Below are 19,521 nucleotides of genomic sequence, written 5' to 3'. Positions count from 1 at the left end.
CGAGGGCCGGTTAGGATGATAACCCTCGCGCTGCGGCTTCGTTCCGCCTGACCTTCCGGGTCAGAACCGCCGCACCGCGTGCGGCTCCATCACCGCCATGGTGAAGCGGACCGACCGCGCGCCCTTGCAGGCATAGGCGTGCGGCCGGTCGCTGTGCAGCAGGACCGAGGTGCCGGCCTGGACCTCGTGCGGCCGGCCTTCGACTTCGAGCAGCAACGTGCCGGCGGTGACATGCAGCAGCTCGCGCGTGCCGGCCGGATGCGGGTCGGAGACGTGCCGCTCCTTCGGCTTCAGCTCCCAGCTCCACAGCTCCAGCATGTCGGGCCCGCCGCTGCCGACCAGCAGCACCGCGCGGCCGCCTTCCGGCCCGGCCCACAGCCGCGCCGCCTCCTCCGGCCCGACCAGCCGCACCACATCCTCGCCCTCCAGATCCACCAGCTGCGCCACCGAGACGCCGAGCGCCGCGGCCACCCGGCACAGCGTGGCGATCGAGGGGTTGGAGCGGGCGTTCTCGATCTGCACCAGCATGCCCTTGCTGACGCCGGAGAGCCGGGCGAGCGCGTCCAGCGACAGGCGCCGCGCCCGCCGCAGCTCGGCGACATGGCGCGCCACCGCCACCGTGGTCTCCGCCTCGGCCCCGTCGATCTCGGCAGTCTCGGTCAGCATATTGACCTCTTCGGTCATCATGGATTAGTCAACATATTGGTATGTCCGGTCACTTTAGAGAACCAAGCCGATGCTGTCCGCCCCGCCCGCCGTCGATCCTGCCGTCCGGGCGCTGCGCCCCGATTTCGTGGCGCTGAGCCTGGTGGCGCGCGGCGCCCGCAACGGCCCGAGCGACGACGACGGCGCGGCCCGGCTGGCCGAGGCCTGCGCGGCGACGGGGCCGGACTGGGCGGCGGCGCATCTGGAGGCGTGGCGCGAAGCCTATCGCGGCTTCGGCGCCAAGCCGCAGCGCACGCCCTGCTCGGCCGAGGCGCTGCGCAAGCGGGCCCAGCGCGACGGCGGGCTGCCGCCGATCAACCGCATGGTCGACCTGTACAACGCGCTGAGCGTGCGCTGGGCGGTGCCGATCGGCGGCGAGGACCTGGCCGCCTATGCCGGGCCGCCGCGGCTGGTGCGGGCGACGGGCGACGAGACCTTTGAGACGCTGTCGAACGGCGAGGTCGCGCTCGAGCATCCGGAGCCGGGCGAGGTGGTCTGGCGCGACGACCGCGGCGTCACCTGCCGGCGCTGGAACTGGCGCCAGGGCCCGCGCACCCGCCTCGACCTGCCGACCACGGAGATGTGGTTCGTGATCGAACGGCTGGAGCCGATGCCGATCGCGGCGCTGGAGGCGGTCGGCCGCGACCTGGCCGACGGCATCCGCACGATCGCGCCGGCGGCCCGGATCGAAACTACGCTGCTGATCCCCTGAGCCGATGGCCGTAGGGCAGGTTGCGCGCATCGCGCCTTCCCTCTCCCCGGCAAGCCCGGGGCGTCACGACGGTCCGGCCGATGCCGGGTCGTCTGCAGCATGCGGGGTTTCGGCCGCCGCCGTTAGATCCAGATGGGGGTGATCGATGGTACCAGATTGACCGCATGGCCCGCGAAGCCCGGATCGACATGGCATCGCCGGGCGCGGCAGGATGCAGCGTGTCCGGGAGGGTGGCTGCCATGCTTTCACCGGATGCGACTGAATGGCGGGGGCTGCAGCACGCCGACGGCTCGGCCTCCGACGTCCCGGATTTGTGGCGCCGCCCGCCGCCGGCCGGCTTCGGCCCTCAGCTAGGGCCCATTACGGCCCGTGTCCGCGACCTTCGAAAGGCTGACCTGTGCCGAGGTCGAGGATCTCCCATCCTTTGATGTGAAGGATTGCTCGTCGGCACAATGGTGGAGGAGGCTGCCAGCCGCCATCTTGCATCTCGTTTCCGAACGCTGGCTATGAAATGAGAGGCGGAGACCGTCGACCGAGACGGTGCCCCGTTCGCGAGAGGCGAACCCGTGAGGATCGTCGCCATCGGAGGCGATAAGCCCGACTTTGCCGGCGTACGGGGCGGGAACGATGTGCGGACGACTGCGGCGCCTCGGGCGCGGTTGGCCGGCTGGCGTTCCCGCAGGCTTGAGGGCAATCACCGGCGCCGGTTCAAGGACCGCGGCGCAGAGAGGAGACGACGATGACCCGCGCGACCCCGACACCGGCCAAGGCGCTGCTCGACCCCAGGAACCACATTCTCGTCCTGATCGACTTCCAGTCGCAGATGTCCTTCGCCACCAAGTCAATCGACGCTGTCACCCTCCGCAACAACGCGGCCCTGGTCTCCCGCGCGGCGGCGGGCTTTGGGGTTTCGGCGATCCTGACAACCGTGGCGGAGAAGAGCTTCTCCGGCCCGATGTTCGGCGAGATCACTGAGGCATTCCCCGGCCAGGCACTGCTCGACCGGACCTCGATGAACACCTGGGAAGACGCGAAGGTCATCGCGCGGGTCAACGAGATCGGCAAGTCCCGGATCGTCCTGGCCGGGCTGTGGACCAGCGTGTGCATCGTCGGGCCGGCGCTCTCGGCGCTGGAGCAGGGCTTCGAGGTCTACGTCATCGCCGATGCCTGCGGCGACGTTTCGGAGGAGGCGCATGAGCGCGCCATGGACCGCATGGTGCAGGCCGGCGCGCGGCCGATGACGTCGCTCCAGTACCTGCTCGAGCTGCAGCGCGACTGGGCCCGCACCGACACCTACGACATGACCACCGGAATCGCGAAGACGTTCGGCGGCGCCTACGGGCTCGGCATCATCTATGCCAAGTCCATGTTCGGCGCCCAGGAAGGCCACTAGGCGGCAAGGCGCGGAGATCCTTGCGGATCTCCGCGCCTCTGATGTGGGCTCACCGCAATCGGCCGGTCCACGCCGCGCGCCTGTCCCGCCTGAGGCCCCTGATGACCCCGGAGTGTCGGATGAAGATCTATGTGACGGCGCTGGCCGTCGGCCTCCTCGTTGGCGTGATCTACAGCCTGCTGAACGTCCGCTCGCCCGCGCCGCCCGTGGTGGCGCTCATCGGCCTTCTCGGCATCCTCGCCGGCGAGCAGGTGGTGCCGGTGGCCAAGCGCCTCTTCTCCGGCGAGGGGCTCAGCCGCGGCTGGCTGAAGAGCGAATGCGGCGAGCATGTCTTCGGCGCCCTGCCCATCGGGTCGCGCGCCGCCGGGGACCGCTGCACCGACCCGGCGGAGTCCGGGTCATGACGCTGACGCGCAGGGATGCAGCCATCGGTGCGGCGGCGCTCGCGGCATCGAGCCTCCTGGGCGGCCGCACGGCCGCTGGACAGACACGTCCAACCGGAGACACCGCCATGACGGCCGACCTGATCCTCGTGAATGGCCGGTTTACGACGCTCGACCGCAGCAACCCGGCCCCGGAGGCCGTCGCCATCGCCGAAGGCCGGTTCCTGGCGGTCGGCCCGGAGCGGGAGGTGCGCGCGCTCGCCGGCCCGGAAACGCAAGTCATCGACCTGCGTGGGCGGCGCGCGATCCCGGGGCTGATCGACAGCCACATGCACATCATCCGCGGCGGCCTCAACTACAACATGGAGCTGCGCTGGGACGGCGTCCGGTCCCTGGCCGACGCCATGCGCATGCTGAAGGAGCAGGTCGACCGCACCCCGGCGCCGCAATGGGTCCGGGTCGTCGGCGGCTTCACCGAGCACCAGTTCGCCGAAAAGCGGCTGCCGTCGCTGGCGGAGCTGAACGCCGTCGCCCCCGAGACGCCGGTCTTCATCCTGCACCTCTATGACCGCGCCCTGCTCAATGCCGCCGCGCTGCGGGTGGTGGGCTACACCAAGGACACGCCGAACCCGCCGGGCGGCGAGATCGTGCGCGATGCGCAGGGCAACCCCACCGGCCTGCTGCTGGCCCAGCCGAACGCCACGATCCTCTATGCCACCCTGGCCAAGGGTCCCAAGCTGCCGCCCGAATACCAGAAGAACTCCACCCGCCATTTCATGCGGGAGGTCAACCGGCTCGGCGTGACCGGTGTGATCGATGCCGGCGGCGGGTTCCAGAACTATCCCGACGACTACGCGATCATCGAGGAGCTGCATCGCGAGGGGCTGCTCACGATCCGCATCGCCTACAACCTCTTCACCCAGAAGCCGAAGGCGGAACTCGCCGACTTCACGGCATGGTCGAAGCAGGTCGTGCCCGGCCAGGGGGACGACCTCTACCGCCACAACGGCGCCGGGGAGATGCTGGTCTACAGCGCCGCCGACTTCGAGGACTTCCGGGTCGAGCGGCCGGACCTGCCCGCCTCAATGGAGGGCGATCTCGAGCCGGTGGTCCGGCTGCTGGCCGAAAACCATTGGCCGTGGCGCCTACACGCCACCTACGACGAGACGATCTCGAGTGCGCTGGACGTGTTCGAGCGGGTGAACCGCGACATCCCCTTCGACGGGCTGCACTGGTTCTTCGACCACGCGGAGACGATCACCGACCACAACATCGAGCGGATCGCGGCGCTCGGGGGCGGCATCGCCGTGCAGCACCGCATGGCCTATCAGGGCGAGTACTTCGTCGAGCGCTACGGCGCAAAGGCGGCCGAACGGACGCCGCCGATCCGGCGCATGCTGGAGGCGGGGCTGCCTGTCGGCGGCGGCACCGACGCCACGCGCGTCGCCTCCTACAATCCCTGGGTGTCGCTGTCCTGGCTGACCACCGGCCGGACGATGGGCGGTATGTCGTTGTATCCGCCGGCCAACCGGCTCGACCGCGAGACCGCGCTGCGCCTCTGGACCGAGGGCAACACCTGGTTCTCGACCGAGCAGGGCAGGAAGGGGCAGATCAAGGAAGGGCAACTCGCCGATCTGGCGGTCCTGTCGGCCGACTACTTCGCGGTGTCGGAGGACGCCATCCAGGACATCATCTCGGTGCTGACGCTGCTGGGCGGCAGGCCGGTCCACGGCAGCGGCGATTTCCATGACCTCGCGCCGTCGCTGCCGGCCGCGATGCCCGACTGGTCGCCGGTGCGCAGCCATGGCGGCTATCAGCAGCGGGCGGGGGCCCCGCAGGTCCAGGCCGTGGCCGCGGCGTGCGGATGCGCCACCAGCTGCGGCGTCCATGGCCACGCCCACGCCGCCGCCTGGGCCGCCAACGCTCCCGTATCGGACGAACGGTCGTTTTGGGGCGTGCTCGGCTGTTCGTGCTGGGCGTTTTGAGGCCGGGTCCCCACGGGCCCGTCCGCGGGCCGAGAAGCGGGAGGAGCTGATGAGCGACGAACCATTGCACGCCGCTTCCGCCAGCCCCGCGACGCTCCCTTCGGCCTGGTCCGCCTTCCGGCACCGGCCCTTCGCGGTCCTCTGGGTCGCGACGGTCGTCTCCAACATCGGCGGCTGGATGTACAACGCCGCCTCGGGCTGGCTGATGACCGGGCTCGATCCCGACCCGCTGATCGTCTCGCTGGTCCAGGTGGCGACGGCCCTGCCGATGTTCCTCTTCGCCCTGCCGGCCGGGGCGCTGGCCGACATCGTCGATCGCCGCCGGTTGCTGATCGTCATGCAGATCGTCGTCATGCTGCTGTCGGCCGCCTTCGCCCTGCTCGTCTCGGCCGGCGCGGCGACGCCCTGGCTGCTGCTGGCCTTCACCTTCCTCGTCGGCATCGGAGGCGCGCTGGTGGCGCCGGCCTGGCAGGCGATCGTGCCAAGGCTGGTGCCGCCGGCCGATCTGCAGCCGGCGGTGACCCTGAACAGCCTCGGCATCAACATCAGCCGGGCGGTCGGGCCGGCCCTGGCCGGGCTGGTCATCGCCGCCCTCGGCATCGCCGCGCCGTTCTGGCTCAATGCGGTCAGCTATGCCGGCGTGATCCTGGCGCTGCTGTGGTGGCGGCCCGCGCCGCAATCGACGAGCCGCCTGCCGGCGGAGCGTTTCGGCCAGGCCATCCGCAACGGGTTGCGCCATGCGCGGCGCAACGCCCGCCTGCGGGCGACGTTGGTCCGGGCGATCGGCTTCTTCCTGTTCGCCAGCTCATATTGGGCCGTGCTGCCGCTGGTGGCGCGGGAGCAGGTCGCGGGCGGCCCGGAGCTCTACGGCCTGCTGCTCGGTGCGATCGGTGCCGGCGCCGTCGGCGGCGCCTTCCTGCTGCCGCTGGCCAAGGCGCGGCTGGGCGCCGACCGAATGGTTGCCGCCGGTGCTGCCGGCACCGCGATCGCACTGGCCCTCTACGCCGTCGCGCGCGAGCCTGCCGTCGCCATGATTGCCAGCGTGCTGGCCGGCCTGTCCTGGATCTCGGTGCTCTCCCCCCTGAACGTCTCGGCACAGATGGCACTGCCCGAATGGGTGCGGGCCCGTGGCTTGGCCGTCTTCGTTACCGCATTCTTTGGCGCGATGACGGCCGGCAGCATGATCTGGGGCCAGACTGCCGCCTGGCTCGGCCTCCCGGCCGCCCTGGCCGCGGCGGCCGCCGGCACGCTTCTGGCGATCCCGTTGACCTGGCGGTGGAAGCTGCAGGCGGGCGCCGGTGCCGACATGACGCCGTCGATGCATTGGCCCGAGCCGGTCCTGTCACACCAGCCGGAGCCCGACCGCGGACCGGTGATGATCACGGTCGAATACCGGATCGATCCGACGAGCCGCGTCGCGTTCCTCGCCGCCCTCGAGCGCTTCGCCGGCCAGCGCCGCCGGGACGGCGCCTTCGCCTGGTGCGTCTTCGAGGACGCGGCCGAGGACGGACGCCTCGTCGAGACCTTCATGGTCGAGTCCTGGATCGAGCATCTGCGGCAGCATGAGCGCGTCACCAACTCCGACCGGGTGCTGCAGGACGCGGTCCACCAGTTCCACATCGCCGGCCAGCCCAAGGTCGAGCACCTCATCGCGGCGCAACGATGATGCAGACGCCTCTTCTCGACCGCATCTCGTCGGGGTCCACGATCCTGCTCCGCACGGTCTGGGTCGGGCTCGCCGCCCGCATCGCCGTGGCGGCCCCTTTCCTGGTCAGCGGCATGCTGAAGCTGCTGGACTTCGATGGCGCGATCGGCGAGGTGCGCGGCCTGACCGGGGTCGAGCCGGCAGCGGTCCTCGCTGTGCTGGTGATCTTCACGCAACTCGCCGGCTCCGCGCTCCTGATCATGGGCGGTCGCTGGAGCTGGATGGGCGCCGGCACGCTCGCCGGCTTCACGGTAACGGCAACCCTCCTGGCCCATGCCTTCTGGATGAAGTCCGGTGCAGACCGAATGCGCGACCTCAACACCTTCTTCGAGCATGTCTCGATCGTCGGGGGCTTGGTGCTGGTCGCCGCGCTCACGAGTGGCGCCCGCTCCGAGAAACGTCGGCGATGATCAGTCTGTTCGGGCGTCGGCCCCGTGGGCGCAGGATGGTCCCGGCCATCGCCGCGCTCGCCCTGGCGCTGCCGAATCCGGTCGAGGCGCAGCCGCAGGTGAAGCTGACCGGATTCGACCCTTTGCGGACGAAATCGAATTGACGGTTTGGAACGAAACGATCGAGATGCCCGGCCGGCCTGAGGGCAACATGATCAATTCGCACTCCACGGCAACGCGACGGTTTTTCGATCGGCTTCTGATCCGGCTCTCGCGCAGCACGCGAGTCGACGGTCTGTGGGTTGGAGTTTTCAGTGAAGAGCGAGGCGTGGAGATCCTCGATCGGGTCGGCCAAGCTCTCCAACTGATAAAGACCCATGATCCGTACCGTTACCGAAGAGTGCTGAATGAACTCGATCGTGTTTGGGTGCATTTGCTCCCAAACGGCGCGGCGCATTTTGTCCCGGAGCTGAGAAGATGCGTGATCGATCCTCGATTGATCGTATCATCCTCCTCCGAATTCATTGCTTCAGTAATCGTGCACGAAGCCACGCACGGCAGGCTAATGCGATATCGCGTCGGTTACTCCGAAGAGATTCGCCGCCGCGTCGAGATTTTGTGCATGCGCCAAGAACAGGCCTTTGCACGAAGGATTCCAAATGGGGAGGAACTGAAGCAATCGATCGATCGCCGCCTCGGGCTTCCGCCCGAAACGTGGACCGATGAGGCATTCTCCGAAGGCAATCGCATCGGTGAAATCGAAATGGCTCGCCATGCCGGGATCCCCAAATGGCTAACATGGATACTGGTGCGCTTGCGCAAGATGACTGCGGGCCGTCGTTATTGACCTGTCCGCAATCCGCCCTTTACCGACCATCGCCGGCGCTCGCGGCGAACCGTCCGCCACCGCCGAACCGGTGTTCGGGCTCCCTCACCGGTCTCCATGAAAAAGAACCATCATGGCGAGCCCCGAAGGGGCGCGGCGATCCAGCAGCCCAATTCTTGGGAAACGGGCCCCCTGGATGATCACGGCGCTTCGCGCCTCGCCATGACGAAAAAGGCCGGAGAGTCGATCTCAAAGGCCGCCGGTATCAGATCCAGCCGCCGTCCACCACATACATCTGACTGGTGCACATGCGGGCGTCGTCCGCGGCCAGGAAGGCGACCATGCGGGCGATGTCGTCCGGCTCGACGAAGCCCTTGAGGCATTGCGACGCCATGATCCGCTCGACATAGTCCGGCGTGTACCACAGCTTGACCTGCCGCTCGGTCCGGACCGCGCCGGGCAGCACGCAGTTGACCCGGATGCCCTCGGCCCCGAGATCGCGCGCCAGGCTGCGGGTCAGGCCTTCGATCGCCGCCTTGGCCGTGGTGTAGGCCGGCATGCCGCCCATCCCGGCGCGCCAGGAGATCGAGCCGAAATTGACCACCGAGCCGCCGCCGGCGTCGCGCATCGCCGGCCGCGCCGCCTGCACCATGAAGAACTGGTGCTTCAGGTTCACCGCCAGCCGGTCGTCCCAGTACTCCGGCGTCACCTCGTCGATGCTGTGGCGCTGGTCGTGGCCGGCGTTGTTGACCAGCACCCGGATCGGCCCGACCGCCGCCTCCGCCGCCCGCACCATGGCGCGCAGCGCGTCGATGTCGCGCAGGTCGCAAGGCAGGAAGGTCGGAGCCGTCAACCCCTCCCCCGCCAGCCGCTCGATCAGCGCCAACGACGACTCCGCGTCGATGTCGCAGAACACCACCCGGCTGCCCTGGCGGACGAAATGCTCGACCAGGGCGGCGCCGATGCCGGAGCCGCCACCGGTGATCAGCACGGCCCGGTCCTGCAGGCTGGGATAGAGCGCGAAGTCGGTCATGATGCCGCCTGGATGGGGATGAAAGGACTCAGTCGCGGACCAGCGTCAGCTTGCGCTCGAACAGCTCCAGCGCCTCGGCCAGGGTGTGGCCGCGGCGGAGCCGATGCCGGCCTTCGTAGACGCAATATTCCGTCCCCTGCGCGGCCAGCACCTTGGCGATGCCGTAGAGCGGCCGGTCGTGGCTGTGCCGGAACACGCTGAACACGGCGATGCCGACGCCGTGGTCAATCGCGTAGTCGCGCCATTCGCCGGCGGCGACGCGATCGAAATAGAGGCCGAGAAGCTGGCCGAGTTCGCCACGGTTGAAATAGACGCGCCCGCGGCGGCGCCGTATCTGGGAGAGATCGAGAACCTGCGACATGCGCCGACGGGACGCCTCGACATCGTTGAGTCGGTCCGCCGAGTGTTGGACAAATCCGGCCGCACGTCCAGATGGTTGGCGACGGCAGGCCATGCGCATCGGTGAGCGCGTGATCCGAATCGTCGACGCGGCCAGGCTCGTTCCGCGCGAAGACCTCGCCGGAGGCGAAAATTGCTGGAACGTCAATTGCTGGAACGTCAATTGCTGGAACGTCAATTGCTGGAACGTCATTTGACGATCCCGCACGGTCAGGAATATGGTCCGAAGCACAATTGCATTTGGCTCGACGCAATATCCGAAAGTGCGATGCAAACCCATCACAGCCGGGAGAAGACCATGGATGCTTCATACAATGTTGAACTGGTTTCGGACGTCGACCAGAAAATTCAAACTGCCGTCGTGGTCTCTGGCCCGACACGCACCTGGACCGCGCAGGACCCGACAATGTTCAATGTCGCGGGAGGAGACTGCATTGTTCAGGGACACGACGTCATCCTGGTCGGTGCCGCATCCGGGAGAATCGTGCTGAACAACTTTCCGAACGCGTCCGGGCCCGGGACGAAGCAGTATGACGGCGGAAAGTTTCTCAAGGGCGAACTCTTCTGGAACTCTCATAGGCGGTGACAGCTGGGGCAACGCGCAAGCTGCGTGCCATCCAGGTCGATTGCCCTGATGTCGCCACACCGTTGGATTGTCTTCCCGGAACCAATCGTCTAGGTAAGGCGGCTTGGCCGCGACGCCCGGGCCGAGGCGGCGCCCTGTTCGGAACCCTGTGATGACCGATATCTTCCGCGAAGTCGACGAAGCCCTGCGCGAGGATCGCGTCAAGGCGATCTGGAACCGCCACGGCACGCTGATCATCGCGGGCGCGGTCGCGATCGTCCTCGGCACCGCCGCCTTCGTCGGCTGGCGCAGCTACAGCCAGAGCCAGGCGCAGTCGCAGACCCAGGCCCTGGCCGACGCCCAGCAGCAGGCCGCAGCCAACCCGCAGAACGCCGCCTCGATCTATGCCGCCGTCGCCGCCGACAGCAGCGCCGACCGGGCGGCCCTGGCCCGCCTGCTGGAGGCGCGCGCCAATCTCGACGCCGGCAAGCGCGACGAGGCCGGCAAGATCTACCAGCAGATCGCCGGCGACGGCGGCGTCAACGGGGTGGTGCGCGACCTCGCCCGGCTCTATTCGGTCATGGCCCGGCTCGACGAAGGCGACCCCGCGGCGCTGAACGACGAGCTGGCGCCGCTGGCCGCCGACGGCGCGCCCTGGCGCGCCGAAGCGCGCGAGCTGCAGGGCCTGCTGGCCCTGCGCCAGAAGGATGCGGCCAAGGCCCGCGAGATCTTCGAGGCGCTGTCGAAGGACCCGGCCTCGTCCCCCGGCGTGCGCAGCCGGGCCGAACAGCTCCTCAGCATTTCGAGCAATTGAGGGACCACGCCATGCGGCGACGCCACCTGCTGCCCCGGATCTCCATACTTGCGCTCGCCGGGTTGCTCAGCGCCTGCAGCTGGTTCGAGGAAGCCAAGACGCCGCTGCCGGGCGAACGGATCGCGGTGATCAGCCGCACCCAGGGGCTGGAGCCGTCGGCCGATGCCGGGCAGTCGGCCGTGCTGCCGGCGGTGCGCACCAACCCCGACTGGCGCAACCCGGGCGGCGCGGTGAACCACGTCAACGGCAACCTGGCGCTGAAGATCCCGTTCCAGCGGGCCTGGAGCAGCAGCATCGGCAGCGGCGACAGCAGCAGCACGGCGCTGCTGGCCGGCCCGGTGATCGCCGACGGCAAGGTCTACATCACCGACGCCTCTGGCCGGCTGAACTCGCTCGACGCCGCCACCGGCCGCTCGTACTGGCGGGTGCGGGTGGCGGATCCGGAGCAGGACAGCGTGCCGATCGGCGGCGGCGCCGCCTATGCCGACGGCACGGTGTACGCCACCACCGGCTTCGGCGAGGCGGTGGCGGTCGACCCGTCGAATGGCGGCCTGATCTGGCGCGGCAAGCTGGCCGGGCCGGTGCGCGGCGCGCCGACCGTGACCCAGGGCCGCGTCGTCGCCATCACCGTCGACAACCAGACCGAGGTGCTGGACGCCAAGACCGGCACCGAGGTGTGGAACCACAGCGGCATCACCGAGGCCTCGGCCCTGCTCGGCGGCGGCAGCGCCGCGGTCGATGCCGGCGTGGTGGTGGTGCCCTATTCCTCGGGCGAGCTGTACGGCCTGCGCATCGAGAACGGCCGGCCGGTGTGGTCGGCCACGGTCGGCGGCGGCGCCGCCCGCGCCGCGGGGGCCCTGGCCGGCCTGGCCGACATCACCGCCCTGCCGGCGATCGACGGCGACCTGGTGGTCGCGGTCAGCCACGGCAACCAGGCGGTCGGCATCGACATGCGCTCCGGCATCACGGTGTGGGAGCAGCCGATCAGCGGCACCCAGATGCCCTGGGTGGCCGGCGACACCGTCTATCTGGTCTCCAACGAGGGCGTCGCGGTGGCGCTGGCCCGCAACACCGGCAAGGTGCGCTGGATCCGCGAGCTGGAGCGCTGGACCGACCCCGAGGACAAGGAAGGCCCGATCACCTGGACCGGCCCGGTCCTGGCCGGCGACACGCTGGTCCTGGCCAGCTCGACCGGCGCCGGCGTGCTGATCTCGCCCAAGACCGGCGAGGTCACTGGGCATTTCGAGACCGACGAGACACGGATCGCCCCGGTGATCGCCGACGGAACGCTGTATATTGTCAGCACGGGCGGCACCCTGACCGCCTATCGCTGAGACAGAAAACACCGTATGCCCTTTACCCTCGCCATCATCGGCCGGCCGAATGTCGGCAAGTCGACCCTGTTCAACCGGCTCGTCGGCAAGCGCACCGCGCTGGTCGACGACCTGCCGGGGGTGACGCGCGACCGGCGCATCGGCGATGGGCAGCTGGGCCATCTGACCTTCCGCGTCATCGACACCGCCGGGCTGGAGGAGGCGTTCGACGACAGCCTCGAGGCGCGGATGCGGCAGCAGACCGAGATCGCGCTGCAGGAATCCGACGTCGCGCTGATGATGATCGACGCCCGCGCCGGGGTGACGCCGCTGGACGCGCATTTCGCCCAGTGGCTGCGGCGCCAGGGCCGGCCGATCATCCTGGTGGCCAACAAATGTGAAGGCCGCGCCGCCGAGGCCGGGATGCATGAGGCCTGGGCGCTGGGCCTGGGCGAGCCGGTGGCGATCTCGGCCGCCCATGGCCAGGGTCTGGTCGACCTGCTCGATGCGCTGCGGCCGCTGATGCCGGCGGATGCGGCCGACGACGACGCGCTGGTCGAGGACGACGACCAGGTGATGCCGGAGGAGGAAGGCGAAGGCGACGTGGTCGACCCCGAGGTCGAGCTCGGCCGCCCGATCCGTCTTGCCATCATCGGCCGGCCGAATGTCGGCAAATCGACCCTGATGAACGCTCTGCTGCGCGAGAACCGGGTGCTGACCGGGCCCGAGGCCGGCATCACCCGCGACGCGATCATGGTCGACTGGACCTGGCGCGGCCAGGCGATCAAGCTGGTCGACACCGCCGGGCTGCGCCGCAAGGCGCGGATCGACAAGGTCGACGACAAGCTCGAATTCATGTCGGTCGGCGACACGCTGGAGACGATCCGGCTGGCCCATGTCTGCGTGCTGCTGCTGGACGCCGGCGCCATCATGGACAAGCAGGACCTGACCATCGCCCGGCACGTGATCGAGGAAGGCCGCGCCCTGGTCATCGCGATCAACAAGTGGGACACGGTCGAGGACCATGCCGCGGCGCTGCGGCAGCTGAGCGACAAGCTGCAGACCTCGATGCCGCAAGTGCGCGGCGTGCCGACCGTCACCATCTCCGCCCTGCGCGGCCAGAAGCTGGACAAGCTGATGGACGCGGTGCTGGACATCCACAAGGTGTGGAACCGCCGGGTCCGCACCGGCCCCTTGAACCGCTGGCTGCCGGCGATGCTGGACGCGCATCCGCCGCAGCTGGTGCGCGGCCGCCGGCTGAAGATCCGCTACATCACCCAGGTCAAGGCCCGGCCGCCGACCTTCGCCCTGTTCGTGTCCCAGGCCGAGGAATTCCCGGACAGCTATCTGCGCTATCTGGTGAACGGGCTGCGCGAGAGCTTCGATCTGGGCGGCGTGCCGATCCGGGTGGTGCTGCGCCAGCCGAAGAATCCTTACGCCGACAAGGACTGATCGGCACGGCCGCGGATCGTTTTGCCAGACGATTGCAATCGGGCCGCGGCGGGGCCAGAGTCCCCTCCTTTTCGGGAGGAGATCGGAATGATTCACGAGCTGCGCGTCTATCACTGCGAGCCGGGCAAGCTGCCGGCGCTGCTGAACCGCTTCGACACCATCACCCTGAAGATCTGGGAGCGCTTCGGCATCCGCCAGGCCGGCTTCTGGACCGTCGAGATCGGCGAGAGCAACCAGGCCCTGTACTATCTGCTCGAGTGGGACTCCCTGGCCGAGCGGGAGCAGAAATGGACCGCCTTCGCGACCGATCCGGAGTGGCTGGAGAAGCGCGCCGGGACCGAGCGCGATGGCCCGATCGTGTCGTACATCACCAACGCCATCCTGAAGCCGACGGCGTTCTCCAAGGTCAAGTAGCCGGCTGACCGACCGGCAGGGCGGCCGGTTCCGACCGCCCTTTCCTTGTGCCGGAGACGATGATGACGAAGAGCTCGATCGACCGGGAGCACTGGGCCCGCGTTGCCCGGGACTGGACGGCCTGGGCGCGGAAGCCGGGCCATGACGCCTTCTGGGCCTATCGCGACGCCCTGGTCGGCTATATCGGCCGCGGCTCGGGCGAGGCGCTGGATCTGGGCTGCGGCGAGGGCCGGGTGTCGCGCGAGCTGACCGCGCTGGGCTATCGCGTCACCGCCGCCGACACCGTGGCCGAGCTGGTGGAGATCGCCGCCGCGGCCGGCTCCGCCCAGGACTACGCCGTGGCCGACGCCGCGGCCCTGCCCTTCGAGGACGGCCGCTTCGACCTGGTGGTCGCCTACAATGTGCTGATGGATGTCGAGGATGTGCCGGGCGCGCTGCGCGAGGTCCGTCGCGTGCTGCGGCCCGGCGGCACTTTGATGGTGTCTCTGGTCCACCCGTTCCGCGACCGCGGCCGCTTCGCCGGGCCGGAGCCGGACGCGCCCTTCCTCTTCGAGGGCAGCTATTACGGCCGCGAGCGCTTCGAGGGCAGCGAGGAGCGCGATGGGCTGCGCATGGACTTCGCCGGCTGGTCGCAGCCGCTGGAGGCCTATGCCGCGGCGCTGGAGGCCGCTGGCCTCGCCATCACCTCGATCCGCGAGCCGCAGCCGGGCCATCCGGAGGGGAATGCCCTGCTGCAGCAATGGATGCGGCTGCCGCTGTTCCTGTGGCTGAAGGCCCGGCCGCTCGCGTGACGGCCTCCCTTGATTGTCATTGCCGGGCTTGACCCGGCAATCCAGAGGGTGTCGACGCTCTCTGGATGCCCGGGTCAAGCCCGGGCATGACAAAAAGGGAAACGAAAACAGTCGACTATCCCAAAATCTTCCCCGGGTTGAGAATGCCCTTGGGGTCCAGCGCCGCCTTGATCGCCGCCATCGCCGCCCGCCGCGCCGGGTCGCCGTAGCGGCGGAAGGCGTCCTGCTTCTCCAGGCCGATGCCGTGCTCGGCGGAGAAGGAACCGCCGGCCTCGGCCAGTCCGTCATAGAGGATCGCCTCGATCCGCGCCATCGACCCGGCCGGACGATCGCCGACCATGACATGCAGGTTGCCGTCGGCGAGATGGCCGAAGACATAGACCCGCATATCCGGGGAGAAGGTCGCAGCCAGCTCCGAGCGGATCCGCTCGACATAGGCGGGCAGCGCCGACAGCGGCACCGAGACGTCGAAGGTCTTGGCGTCCGGGCAGGGCCGGCTGACCGCATCGGAATCGTCGCGGATGCGCCAGAACATCTCGCGCTGCCGCTCGTTCTGCGCCAGGGCGGCGCCGGTGACGGGCCCCTCCTCCCACAGCGCCCCGATCTCCGCCTCCATCGCCGCGGCGATGTCGATGTCCGGGTCCTGCTCCGCCTCGGTCAGCAGATAGACCGGCGCCGGATCGAGGCCGAAGCCGGACAGGGCCACGCCATGCTCCTGCGCCACCGTCTCGGCATAGGCGTGCCACAGGATCTCGAGCGCCCGCAGCCGGCCGGGGAAGCGGTCACGCAGCCGCCCGGCCGCGGTCAGCGCCGCCTCGGCCGAGGCGCAGGCGATCAGCGCCGTCGCCGCCGGGGCGACCAGCCGCTCCAGCCGGATCACGGCGCGGGTGACGATGCCGAGCGTGCCCTCCGACCCGGCGATCAGGTCTTTCAGATCGTAGCCGGTGTTGTTCTTCAGCACCCGCACCAGGTCGGAGACCACGGTGCCGTCGGCGCCCAGGAATTCGAGGCCGAACACGCGGTTGCGCATGGTGCCGCGGCGGAATGCCTCGATGCCGCCGGCATTGGTCGCGATCAGCCCGCCGATGGTGGCGGAGCCGCGGGCGGCGAGGTCGATGCCGGGGGTCAGGCCGTGCTCGGCCGCCGCCTCCTGCAGCTGCTGCAGCGTCACCCCGGCCTCGACCACGACGAGGCGCGCGGCGGTGTCGATCTCGACGATGCGGTCGAGCCGGCGGGTGCTGAGCACGATCTGCCCGGGCCGCGAGGCGCCGCCGCCGACCAGGCCGGTGCGGCCGCCATGCGGCACGACGGAGATCCCGGCCTCGTGGCACAGCGCCAGCACCGCCGAGGCCTCGTCCACGGTGCGGGGCGAGGCCTGGACGCCCGCCGCCAGGTTGTCGGGGTGATAGCCGGGATTGGCGCCGGCCAGGGCATCGCCCTGCGCCAGCCCGCCCGGGCCGAGCAGCGTGTCGAGGCGGGTGAGGAAGGCGGCGTCGAGGGTGGTCATGGCAATCCCGGTCGGTGACGGCCGAGAATGGCGGGGGTGCGCGGCCGGATCAAGGCCACGCGCCCCCTCGCCGCCTACGCCGCCTTGCGGGCCGCGACGAAGACCGACTCGTCGGTGCCGAGCGGCACCGGCTCCGGCCGCTGGCAGACGCTCTCGATGGTGACGTGCCGTCCCTCGGTCGAGGACAAAGCGAACGCCTCCATCACCTCGAGCGCGTGCAGCGCCAAGTCGCCGGAGGCGCGATGCGGCCGGCCCTCGCGGATCGCGACGGCCATGTCGAGCGCGCCGATGATGCGGTAGTCGGCGACCGAGCGGCCGTCCTTCAGCGGCCGGTTCGGCACGCCGAAAGGATGGGCCGCGATGTCGACATCCCGCCAGTCGCCGCCCTGGGTGGTGACCTGCGGCGCGCCGCCGAAAAAGTTCGGGTCGGGCACCAGCAGCGAGCCCTCGGTGCCGTAGATCTCGAACGGGATGCGCTTGTTCTTCCACACATCCCAGGAGGCGGTCAGCGAGATGTTGGCGCCGCTTTCGAACTCCAGCACGCCGTTGACCGTGGTCGGGACCTCGACCTGGATGATCTGGCCGGCCAAAGGCTCGCTGGTGACCTTGCGGGTCGGGTAGCCCTTGGTAGCGACCGCCGCCACCCGCTTCACCGGCCCGAGCAGGTTGATCAGCTGGGTGACGTAGTACGGCCCGATGTCGAGGATCGGCCCGCCGCCCGGCTTGAAGAAGAATTCCGGGTTCGGATGCCACATCTCCATGCCGCGCGAGATCACCGCCGCGGCGCCGCCGACCACCTGGCCGATGCGGCCTTCGTCGATCACCCGGCGGCAGGCCTGGTGGGCGCCGCCGAGGAAGGTGTCGGGGGCGCAGCCGATGCGCCGGCCGGCCTTTGCCGCGGCCTCGGCCAGGGCGCGGGCATCGGTCAGCGTCGCCGCCAGCGGCTTCTCCAGATAGACATGCTTGCCGGCGGCGATGATCTGCAGCCCGACCGCGGCATGGGCCAGCGGCACGGTCAGGTTGATGACGATCTCGATCTCCGGGTCGGCCAGCAGCTCGTCGACCGAGAGCGCGGTGACGCCGTATTGCTGGGCCTTGGCTTCGGCCGCCTCGCGCCGCAGGTCGGCGCAGGCCTTGATGCGCACCAGGCTGGACCCGGCGGCGCCGCGGAAGTACGCGTCGCTGATGTTGCCGCAGCCGATGATGCCGAGGGTGACGGGGGTCATGGGTGGAATCTCCGGGGGTCGGTCAGGCCGGCAGGCCCTTGAGGAAGTCGAAGCTGGCCTTGGCGAAGGCGTCGGGGTGCTTGGGGTTGTCGTGCTCGACCACCATCCACTCGGCGCCTGCCGCCCGGCATTCGCGCCACAGCCGCGGCCAGTCGAGCGTGCCGGTGCCGACATCGGTCCAGCCGTCCTCATCGGCCTTCTGGCCGGCCGGGGCGATGTCCTTGACATGGGCCGAGGCCACCCGCGCCTGCTCCTTCACCAGCCACTCGGACGGGTTGGCCCCGCCGCGCGCCAGCCAGGCGATGTCGATCTGCCAGGCCAGCGGATGGCCGTTGGCGCCGTCGAAGAAATGGGCCAGCGCCGGACGGCCGTCCGCCATCGCCTCCAGCTCCCAATGGTGGTTGTGGTAGCCGAGCTTGATGCCCTTGTCGGCCAGCTTGGCGGCGAACTCGCCGAGCTCCTGCCCGGCCTGGCGCCAGCGGGCGCCGTCGCCCTTGCGCTCCTCGGTCGGCAGGGCCGGCATGAACAGCTGGGTCAGGCCGACTGTCCTGGCGCCCTCGACCACCCAGTCCAGCCGCTCGCGCAGCGCCGGCAGGCCGATATGGCCGGAGGACGCGGTCAGGCCGCGGGAATCGAGCTTGCGCCGGGTGCCGGCCGCGTCCTCGAAATGCGACTGGATCGTCTCGACATGGCGGTAGCCGGCGGCGGCCACGGCGTCGAGCTGCTTGTCGAGCTCGCCATAGTTGCGGAGGCTGTAGAGCTGGATGGAGATCACATCCGGAGTGGACATCGCTTCCTCGTGGGTTCCGGAGCCCGGCGTCAGAGCCGGCGCTCGGTCTGGGTGCTGAACAGGGAGGCCTTGGACAGGTCGAGCATCAGCCGGGCGCCGCCCGACAGCGCCCGCGCCCGGTCCGGCGGCAGGCGGACGGAGACGCGCTTGCCGGCCAGGTCGAACCAGGCCAGCGTGTCGGCGCCCATCGGCTCGGTGAAGAGCAGCGGTGCCTCGACCGGGATGCCCGGCGCGCCGTCCTCGGCCAGGCCGATATCCTCCGGCCGGAAGCCGAGCACGATCTCGTCCCCGGCCGCGGGCTCGGACAGGAAGGGATAGGCGCCGAGCGGCAGGTCGTGGCCGTCGATGCGCGCGGAGATGCCGCCTGAGCGCACCACCGTGCCGGGCAGGAAGTTCATCCCCGGCGAGCCGACGAAGCCGGCCACGAACAGGGTCGCCGGCTTCTCGTAGAGGGTCTGCGGGTCGGCGTATTGCTCGACCTGCCCGCCCTTCATCACCGCGATCCGGGTGGCCAGCGTCATTGCCTCGATCTGGTCGTGGGTGACGTAGACGATGGTCGATCCGAGCTCCTGGTGCAGGCGCTTGATCTCGACCCGCATCTCGGTGCGCAGCTTGGCGTCGAGGTTGGACAGCGGCTCGTCGAACAGGAACACCTGGGCGTCGCGCACCAGGGCCCGGCCGATCGCCACGCGCTGGCGCTGCCCGCCCGACAGCTGGCCCGGCTTGCGGTCCAGCAGCTCGCGGATCTGCAGCAGGTCGGCGGCCCAGGCGACGCGCTTCTCCACCTGCTCCTTCGGCATGCGGCCGACGCGCAGGCCGAAGGACAGGTTCTTGCGCACCGTCATGGTCGGATACAGCGCGTAGGACTGGAACACCATGGCCAGGCCGCGGGCGCTCGGCTCCGCGTCGGTGACGTCGACGCCGCCGATCACGATCTCGCCGGAATCGACCTCGTCGAGGCCGGCGATGGCGTTGAGCAGGGTGGACTTGCCGCAGCCGGAGGGGCCGAGCAGCACGGTGAAGGCGCCGGGATCGACATCGATGTCGATCTCGCGCAGCACGTGCAGCGCGCCGTAGGACTTGTTCAGGCTGCGGATCGAGATGCCGGAGGACATGGGC

General features: G+C 69.6%; 21 protein-coding genes. 14 read left to right on the top strand and 7 right to left on the bottom strand.

The window, feature by feature from the left end; translation table 11 throughout:
* Positions 1 to 60: 60 nt before the first annotated feature.
* A complete protein-coding gene (locus tag ACTOWL_RS19730; protein WP_441322974.1) occupies positions 61 to 666 on the bottom strand; it encodes a helix-turn-helix domain-containing protein in 606 nt (201 codons plus the stop codon).
* A 70-nt stretch (positions 667 to 736) separates the two neighbouring features.
* Between ACTOWL_RS19730 and ACTOWL_RS19725 the strand changes: the two genes are divergently transcribed.
* The 8 genes from ACTOWL_RS19725 to ACTOWL_RS19690 all read left to right on the top strand — a co-directional run bounded on the left by ACTOWL_RS19725 (position 737) and on the right by ACTOWL_RS19690 (position 8,119).
* Positions 737 to 1,417 carry a B3/B4 domain-containing protein gene (locus ACTOWL_RS19725; RefSeq protein ID WP_441322973.1) on the top strand — a complete coding sequence of 227 codons (681 nt, stop codon included), beginning with the start codon at positions 737 to 739 and terminating at the stop codon, positions 1,415 to 1,417.
* A gap of 739 nt (positions 1,418 to 2,156) precedes the next feature.
* Entirely contained in the window at positions 2,157 to 2,810 is a 654-nt protein-coding gene (locus ACTOWL_RS19720; RefSeq protein WP_441322972.1) for a hydrolase, read from the top strand.
* Between the two features lie 119 nt (positions 2,811 to 2,929).
* A complete protein-coding gene (locus ACTOWL_RS19715) occupies positions 2,930 to 3,214 on the top strand; it encodes a XapX domain-containing protein (RefSeq protein WP_441322971.1) in 285 nt (94 codons plus the stop codon).
* 107 nt (positions 3,215 to 3,321) lie between these two features.
* Complete coding sequence (locus tag ACTOWL_RS19710; protein ID WP_441322970.1) at positions 3,322 to 5,178, top strand: amidohydrolase; 1,857 nt, start codon at positions 3,322 to 3,324, stop codon at positions 5,176 to 5,178.
* A gap of 49 nt (positions 5,179 to 5,227) precedes the next feature.
* Complete coding sequence (locus tag ACTOWL_RS19705; protein ID WP_441322969.1) at positions 5,228 to 6,844, top strand: MFS transporter; 1,617 nt, start codon at positions 5,228 to 5,230, stop codon at positions 6,842 to 6,844.
* Positions 6,841 to 7,293, top strand: coding sequence for a DoxX family protein (locus ACTOWL_RS19700; protein WP_441322968.1), 453 nt, complete (start codon positions 6,841 to 6,843; stop codon positions 7,291 to 7,293). The genes ACTOWL_RS19705 and ACTOWL_RS19700 overlap by 4 nt, the downstream gene beginning before the upstream one ends.
* On the top strand, positions 7,290 to 7,436 hold the full coding sequence (locus ACTOWL_RS19695) for a hypothetical protein (protein WP_441322967.1): 147 nt from the start codon (positions 7,290 to 7,292) through the stop codon (positions 7,434 to 7,436). The genes ACTOWL_RS19700 and ACTOWL_RS19695 overlap by 4 nt, the downstream gene beginning before the upstream one ends.
* A 164-nt stretch (positions 7,437 to 7,600) precedes the next feature.
* Entirely contained in the window at positions 7,601 to 8,119 is a 519-nt protein-coding gene (locus tag ACTOWL_RS19690; RefSeq protein WP_441322966.1) for a hypothetical protein, read from the top strand.
* Between the two features lie 244 nt (positions 8,120 to 8,363).
* Here ACTOWL_RS19690 and ACTOWL_RS19685 read toward each other — a convergent pair whose 3' ends face one another.
* Both ACTOWL_RS19685 and ACTOWL_RS19680 read right to left on the bottom strand, forming a co-directional pair.
* Entirely contained in the window at positions 8,364 to 9,131 is a 768-nt protein-coding gene (locus ACTOWL_RS19685) for an SDR family NAD(P)-dependent oxidoreductase (RefSeq protein ID WP_441322965.1), read from the bottom strand.
* A 28-nt stretch (positions 9,132 to 9,159) separates the two neighbouring features.
* The gene (locus tag ACTOWL_RS19680; RefSeq protein ID WP_441322964.1) at positions 9,160 to 9,492 is read right to left on the bottom strand and encodes a DUF2794 domain-containing protein; all 333 of its coding nucleotides are present in this window, start codon (positions 9,490 to 9,492) and stop codon (positions 9,160 to 9,162) included.
* 171 nt (positions 9,493 to 9,663) lie between these two features.
* Between ACTOWL_RS19680 and ACTOWL_RS19675 the strand changes: the two genes are divergently transcribed.
* The 6 genes from ACTOWL_RS19675 (at position 9,664) to ACTOWL_RS19650 (ending at position 14,879) form a co-directional block, all read left to right on the top strand.
* Positions 9,664 to 10,116 (top strand): hypothetical protein, encoded by a 453-nt coding sequence (locus ACTOWL_RS19675; protein ID WP_441322963.1) that lies wholly within the window; start codon positions 9,664 to 9,666, stop codon positions 10,114 to 10,116.
* A gap of 151 nt (positions 10,117 to 10,267) precedes the next feature.
* Positions 10,268 to 10,909, top strand: a complete 642-nt coding sequence (locus tag ACTOWL_RS19670; RefSeq protein ID WP_441322962.1) for a tetratricopeptide repeat protein — start codon at positions 10,268 to 10,270, stop codon at positions 10,907 to 10,909.
* A gap of 11 nt (positions 10,910 to 10,920) precedes the next feature.
* The gene (locus tag ACTOWL_RS19665; RefSeq protein WP_441322961.1) at positions 10,921 to 12,243 is read left to right on the top strand and encodes an outer membrane protein assembly factor BamB family protein; all 1,323 of its coding nucleotides are present in this window, start codon (positions 10,921 to 10,923) and stop codon (positions 12,241 to 12,243) included.
* Between the two features lie 15 nt (positions 12,244 to 12,258).
* Positions 12,259 to 13,674, top strand: a complete 1,416-nt coding sequence (gene der, locus ACTOWL_RS19660; protein WP_441322960.1) for a ribosome biogenesis GTPase Der — start codon at positions 12,259 to 12,261, stop codon at positions 13,672 to 13,674.
* An 87-nt stretch (positions 13,675 to 13,761) separates the two neighbouring features.
* Positions 13,762 to 14,088, top strand: coding sequence for an NIPSNAP family protein (locus tag ACTOWL_RS19655; protein WP_441322959.1), 327 nt, complete (start codon positions 13,762 to 13,764; stop codon positions 14,086 to 14,088).
* Between the two features lie 62 nt (positions 14,089 to 14,150).
* Positions 14,151 to 14,879 (top strand): class I SAM-dependent methyltransferase, encoded by a 729-nt coding sequence (locus ACTOWL_RS19650; protein ID WP_441322958.1) that lies wholly within the window; start codon positions 14,151 to 14,153, stop codon positions 14,877 to 14,879.
* Positions 14,880 to 14,994: 115 nt separating this feature from the next.
* On the opposite strand, the gene ACTOWL_RS19645 is transcribed toward ACTOWL_RS19650, so the two are convergent.
* The 4 genes from ACTOWL_RS19645 to ACTOWL_RS19630 all read right to left on the bottom strand — a co-directional run bounded on the left by ACTOWL_RS19645 (position 14,995) and on the right by ACTOWL_RS19630 (position 19,517).
* Entirely contained in the window at positions 14,995 to 16,386 is a 1,392-nt protein-coding gene (locus ACTOWL_RS19645) for an FAD-binding oxidoreductase (protein WP_441322957.1), read from the bottom strand.
* Positions 16,387 to 16,460: 74 nt separating this feature from the next.
* Positions 16,461 to 17,612, bottom strand: coding sequence for a Gfo/Idh/MocA family protein (locus ACTOWL_RS19640; RefSeq protein ID WP_441322956.1), 1,152 nt, complete (start codon positions 17,610 to 17,612; stop codon positions 16,461 to 16,463).
* A gap of 22 nt (positions 17,613 to 17,634) precedes the next feature.
* Complete coding sequence (locus tag ACTOWL_RS19635) at positions 17,635 to 18,402, bottom strand: sugar phosphate isomerase/epimerase family protein (RefSeq protein WP_441322955.1); 768 nt, start codon at positions 18,400 to 18,402, stop codon at positions 17,635 to 17,637.
* Between the two features lie 29 nt (positions 18,403 to 18,431).
* On the bottom strand, positions 18,432 to 19,517 hold the full coding sequence (locus tag ACTOWL_RS19630; protein WP_441322954.1) for an ABC transporter ATP-binding protein: 1,086 nt from the start codon (positions 19,515 to 19,517) through the stop codon (positions 18,432 to 18,434).
* Positions 19,518 to 19,521 lie beyond the last annotated feature (4 nt).

It is taken from the genome of Inquilinus sp. CA228 (assembly GCF_052078665.1).
GTDB lineage: Bacteria > Pseudomonadota > Alphaproteobacteria > DSM-16000 > Inquilinaceae > Inquilinus.
Note: the sequence above shows the minus strand (reverse complement) of the source record. Positions and strands in the feature narration are given on the sequence as shown.

Bases quoted from the DNA above. Each gene is read 5' to 3' on its own strand.
- ACTOWL_RS19725 (WP_441322973.1), top strand. From the start codon at position 737: ATGCTGTCCGCCCCGCCCGCCGTCGATCCTGCCGTCCGGGCGCTGCGC.
- ACTOWL_RS19645 (WP_441322957.1), bottom strand. From the start codon at position 16,386: ATGACCACCCTCGACGCCGCCTTCCTCACCCGCCTCGACACGCTGCTC.
- ACTOWL_RS19705 (WP_441322969.1), top strand. From the start codon at position 5,228: ATGAGCGACGAACCATTGCACGCCGCTTCCGCCAGCCCCGCGACGCTC.
- ACTOWL_RS19685 (WP_441322965.1), bottom strand. From the start codon at position 9,131: ATGACCGACTTCGCGCTCTATCCCAGCCTGCAGGACCGGGCCGTGCTG.
- ACTOWL_RS19710 (WP_441322970.1), top strand. From the start codon at position 3,322: ATGACGGCCGACCTGATCCTCGTGAATGGCCGGTTTACGACGCTCGAC.
- ACTOWL_RS19670 (WP_441322962.1), top strand. From the start codon at position 10,268: ATGACCGATATCTTCCGCGAAGTCGACGAAGCCCTGCGCGAGGATCGC.
- ACTOWL_RS19655 (WP_441322959.1), top strand. From the start codon at position 13,762: ATGATTCACGAGCTGCGCGTCTATCACTGCGAGCCGGGCAAGCTGCCG.
- ACTOWL_RS19630 (WP_441322954.1), bottom strand. From the start codon at position 19,517: ATGTCCTCCGGCATCTCGATCCGCAGCCTGAACAAGTCCTACGGCGCG.
- ACTOWL_RS19700 (WP_441322968.1), top strand. From the start codon at position 6,841: ATGATGCAGACGCCTCTTCTCGACCGCATCTCGTCGGGGTCCACGATC.
- ACTOWL_RS19720 (WP_441322972.1), top strand. From the start codon at position 2,157: ATGACCCGCGCGACCCCGACACCGGCCAAGGCGCTGCTCGACCCCAGG.
- ACTOWL_RS19695 (WP_441322967.1), top strand. From the start codon at position 7,290: ATGATCAGTCTGTTCGGGCGTCGGCCCCGTGGGCGCAGGATGGTCCCG.
- der (WP_441322960.1), top strand. From the start codon at position 12,259: ATGCCCTTTACCCTCGCCATCATCGGCCGGCCGAATGTCGGCAAGTCG.
- ACTOWL_RS19640 (WP_441322956.1), bottom strand. From the start codon at position 17,612: ATGACCCCCGTCACCCTCGGCATCATCGGCTGCGGCAACATCAGCGAC.
- ACTOWL_RS19650 (WP_441322958.1), top strand. From the start codon at position 14,151: ATGACGAAGAGCTCGATCGACCGGGAGCACTGGGCCCGCGTTGCCCGG.
- ACTOWL_RS19680 (WP_441322964.1), bottom strand. From the start codon at position 9,492: ATGTCGCAGGTTCTCGATCTCTCCCAGATACGGCGCCGCCGCGGGCGC.
- ACTOWL_RS19730 (WP_441322974.1), bottom strand. From the start codon at position 666: ATGCTGACCGAGACTGCCGAGATCGACGGGGCCGAGGCGGAGACCACG.
- ACTOWL_RS19715 (WP_441322971.1), top strand. From the start codon at position 2,930: ATGAAGATCTATGTGACGGCGCTGGCCGTCGGCCTCCTCGTTGGCGTG.
- ACTOWL_RS19635 (WP_441322955.1), bottom strand. From the start codon at position 18,402: ATGTCCACTCCGGATGTGATCTCCATCCAGCTCTACAGCCTCCGCAAC.
- ACTOWL_RS19665 (WP_441322961.1), top strand. From the start codon at position 10,921: ATGCGGCGACGCCACCTGCTGCCCCGGATCTCCATACTTGCGCTCGCC.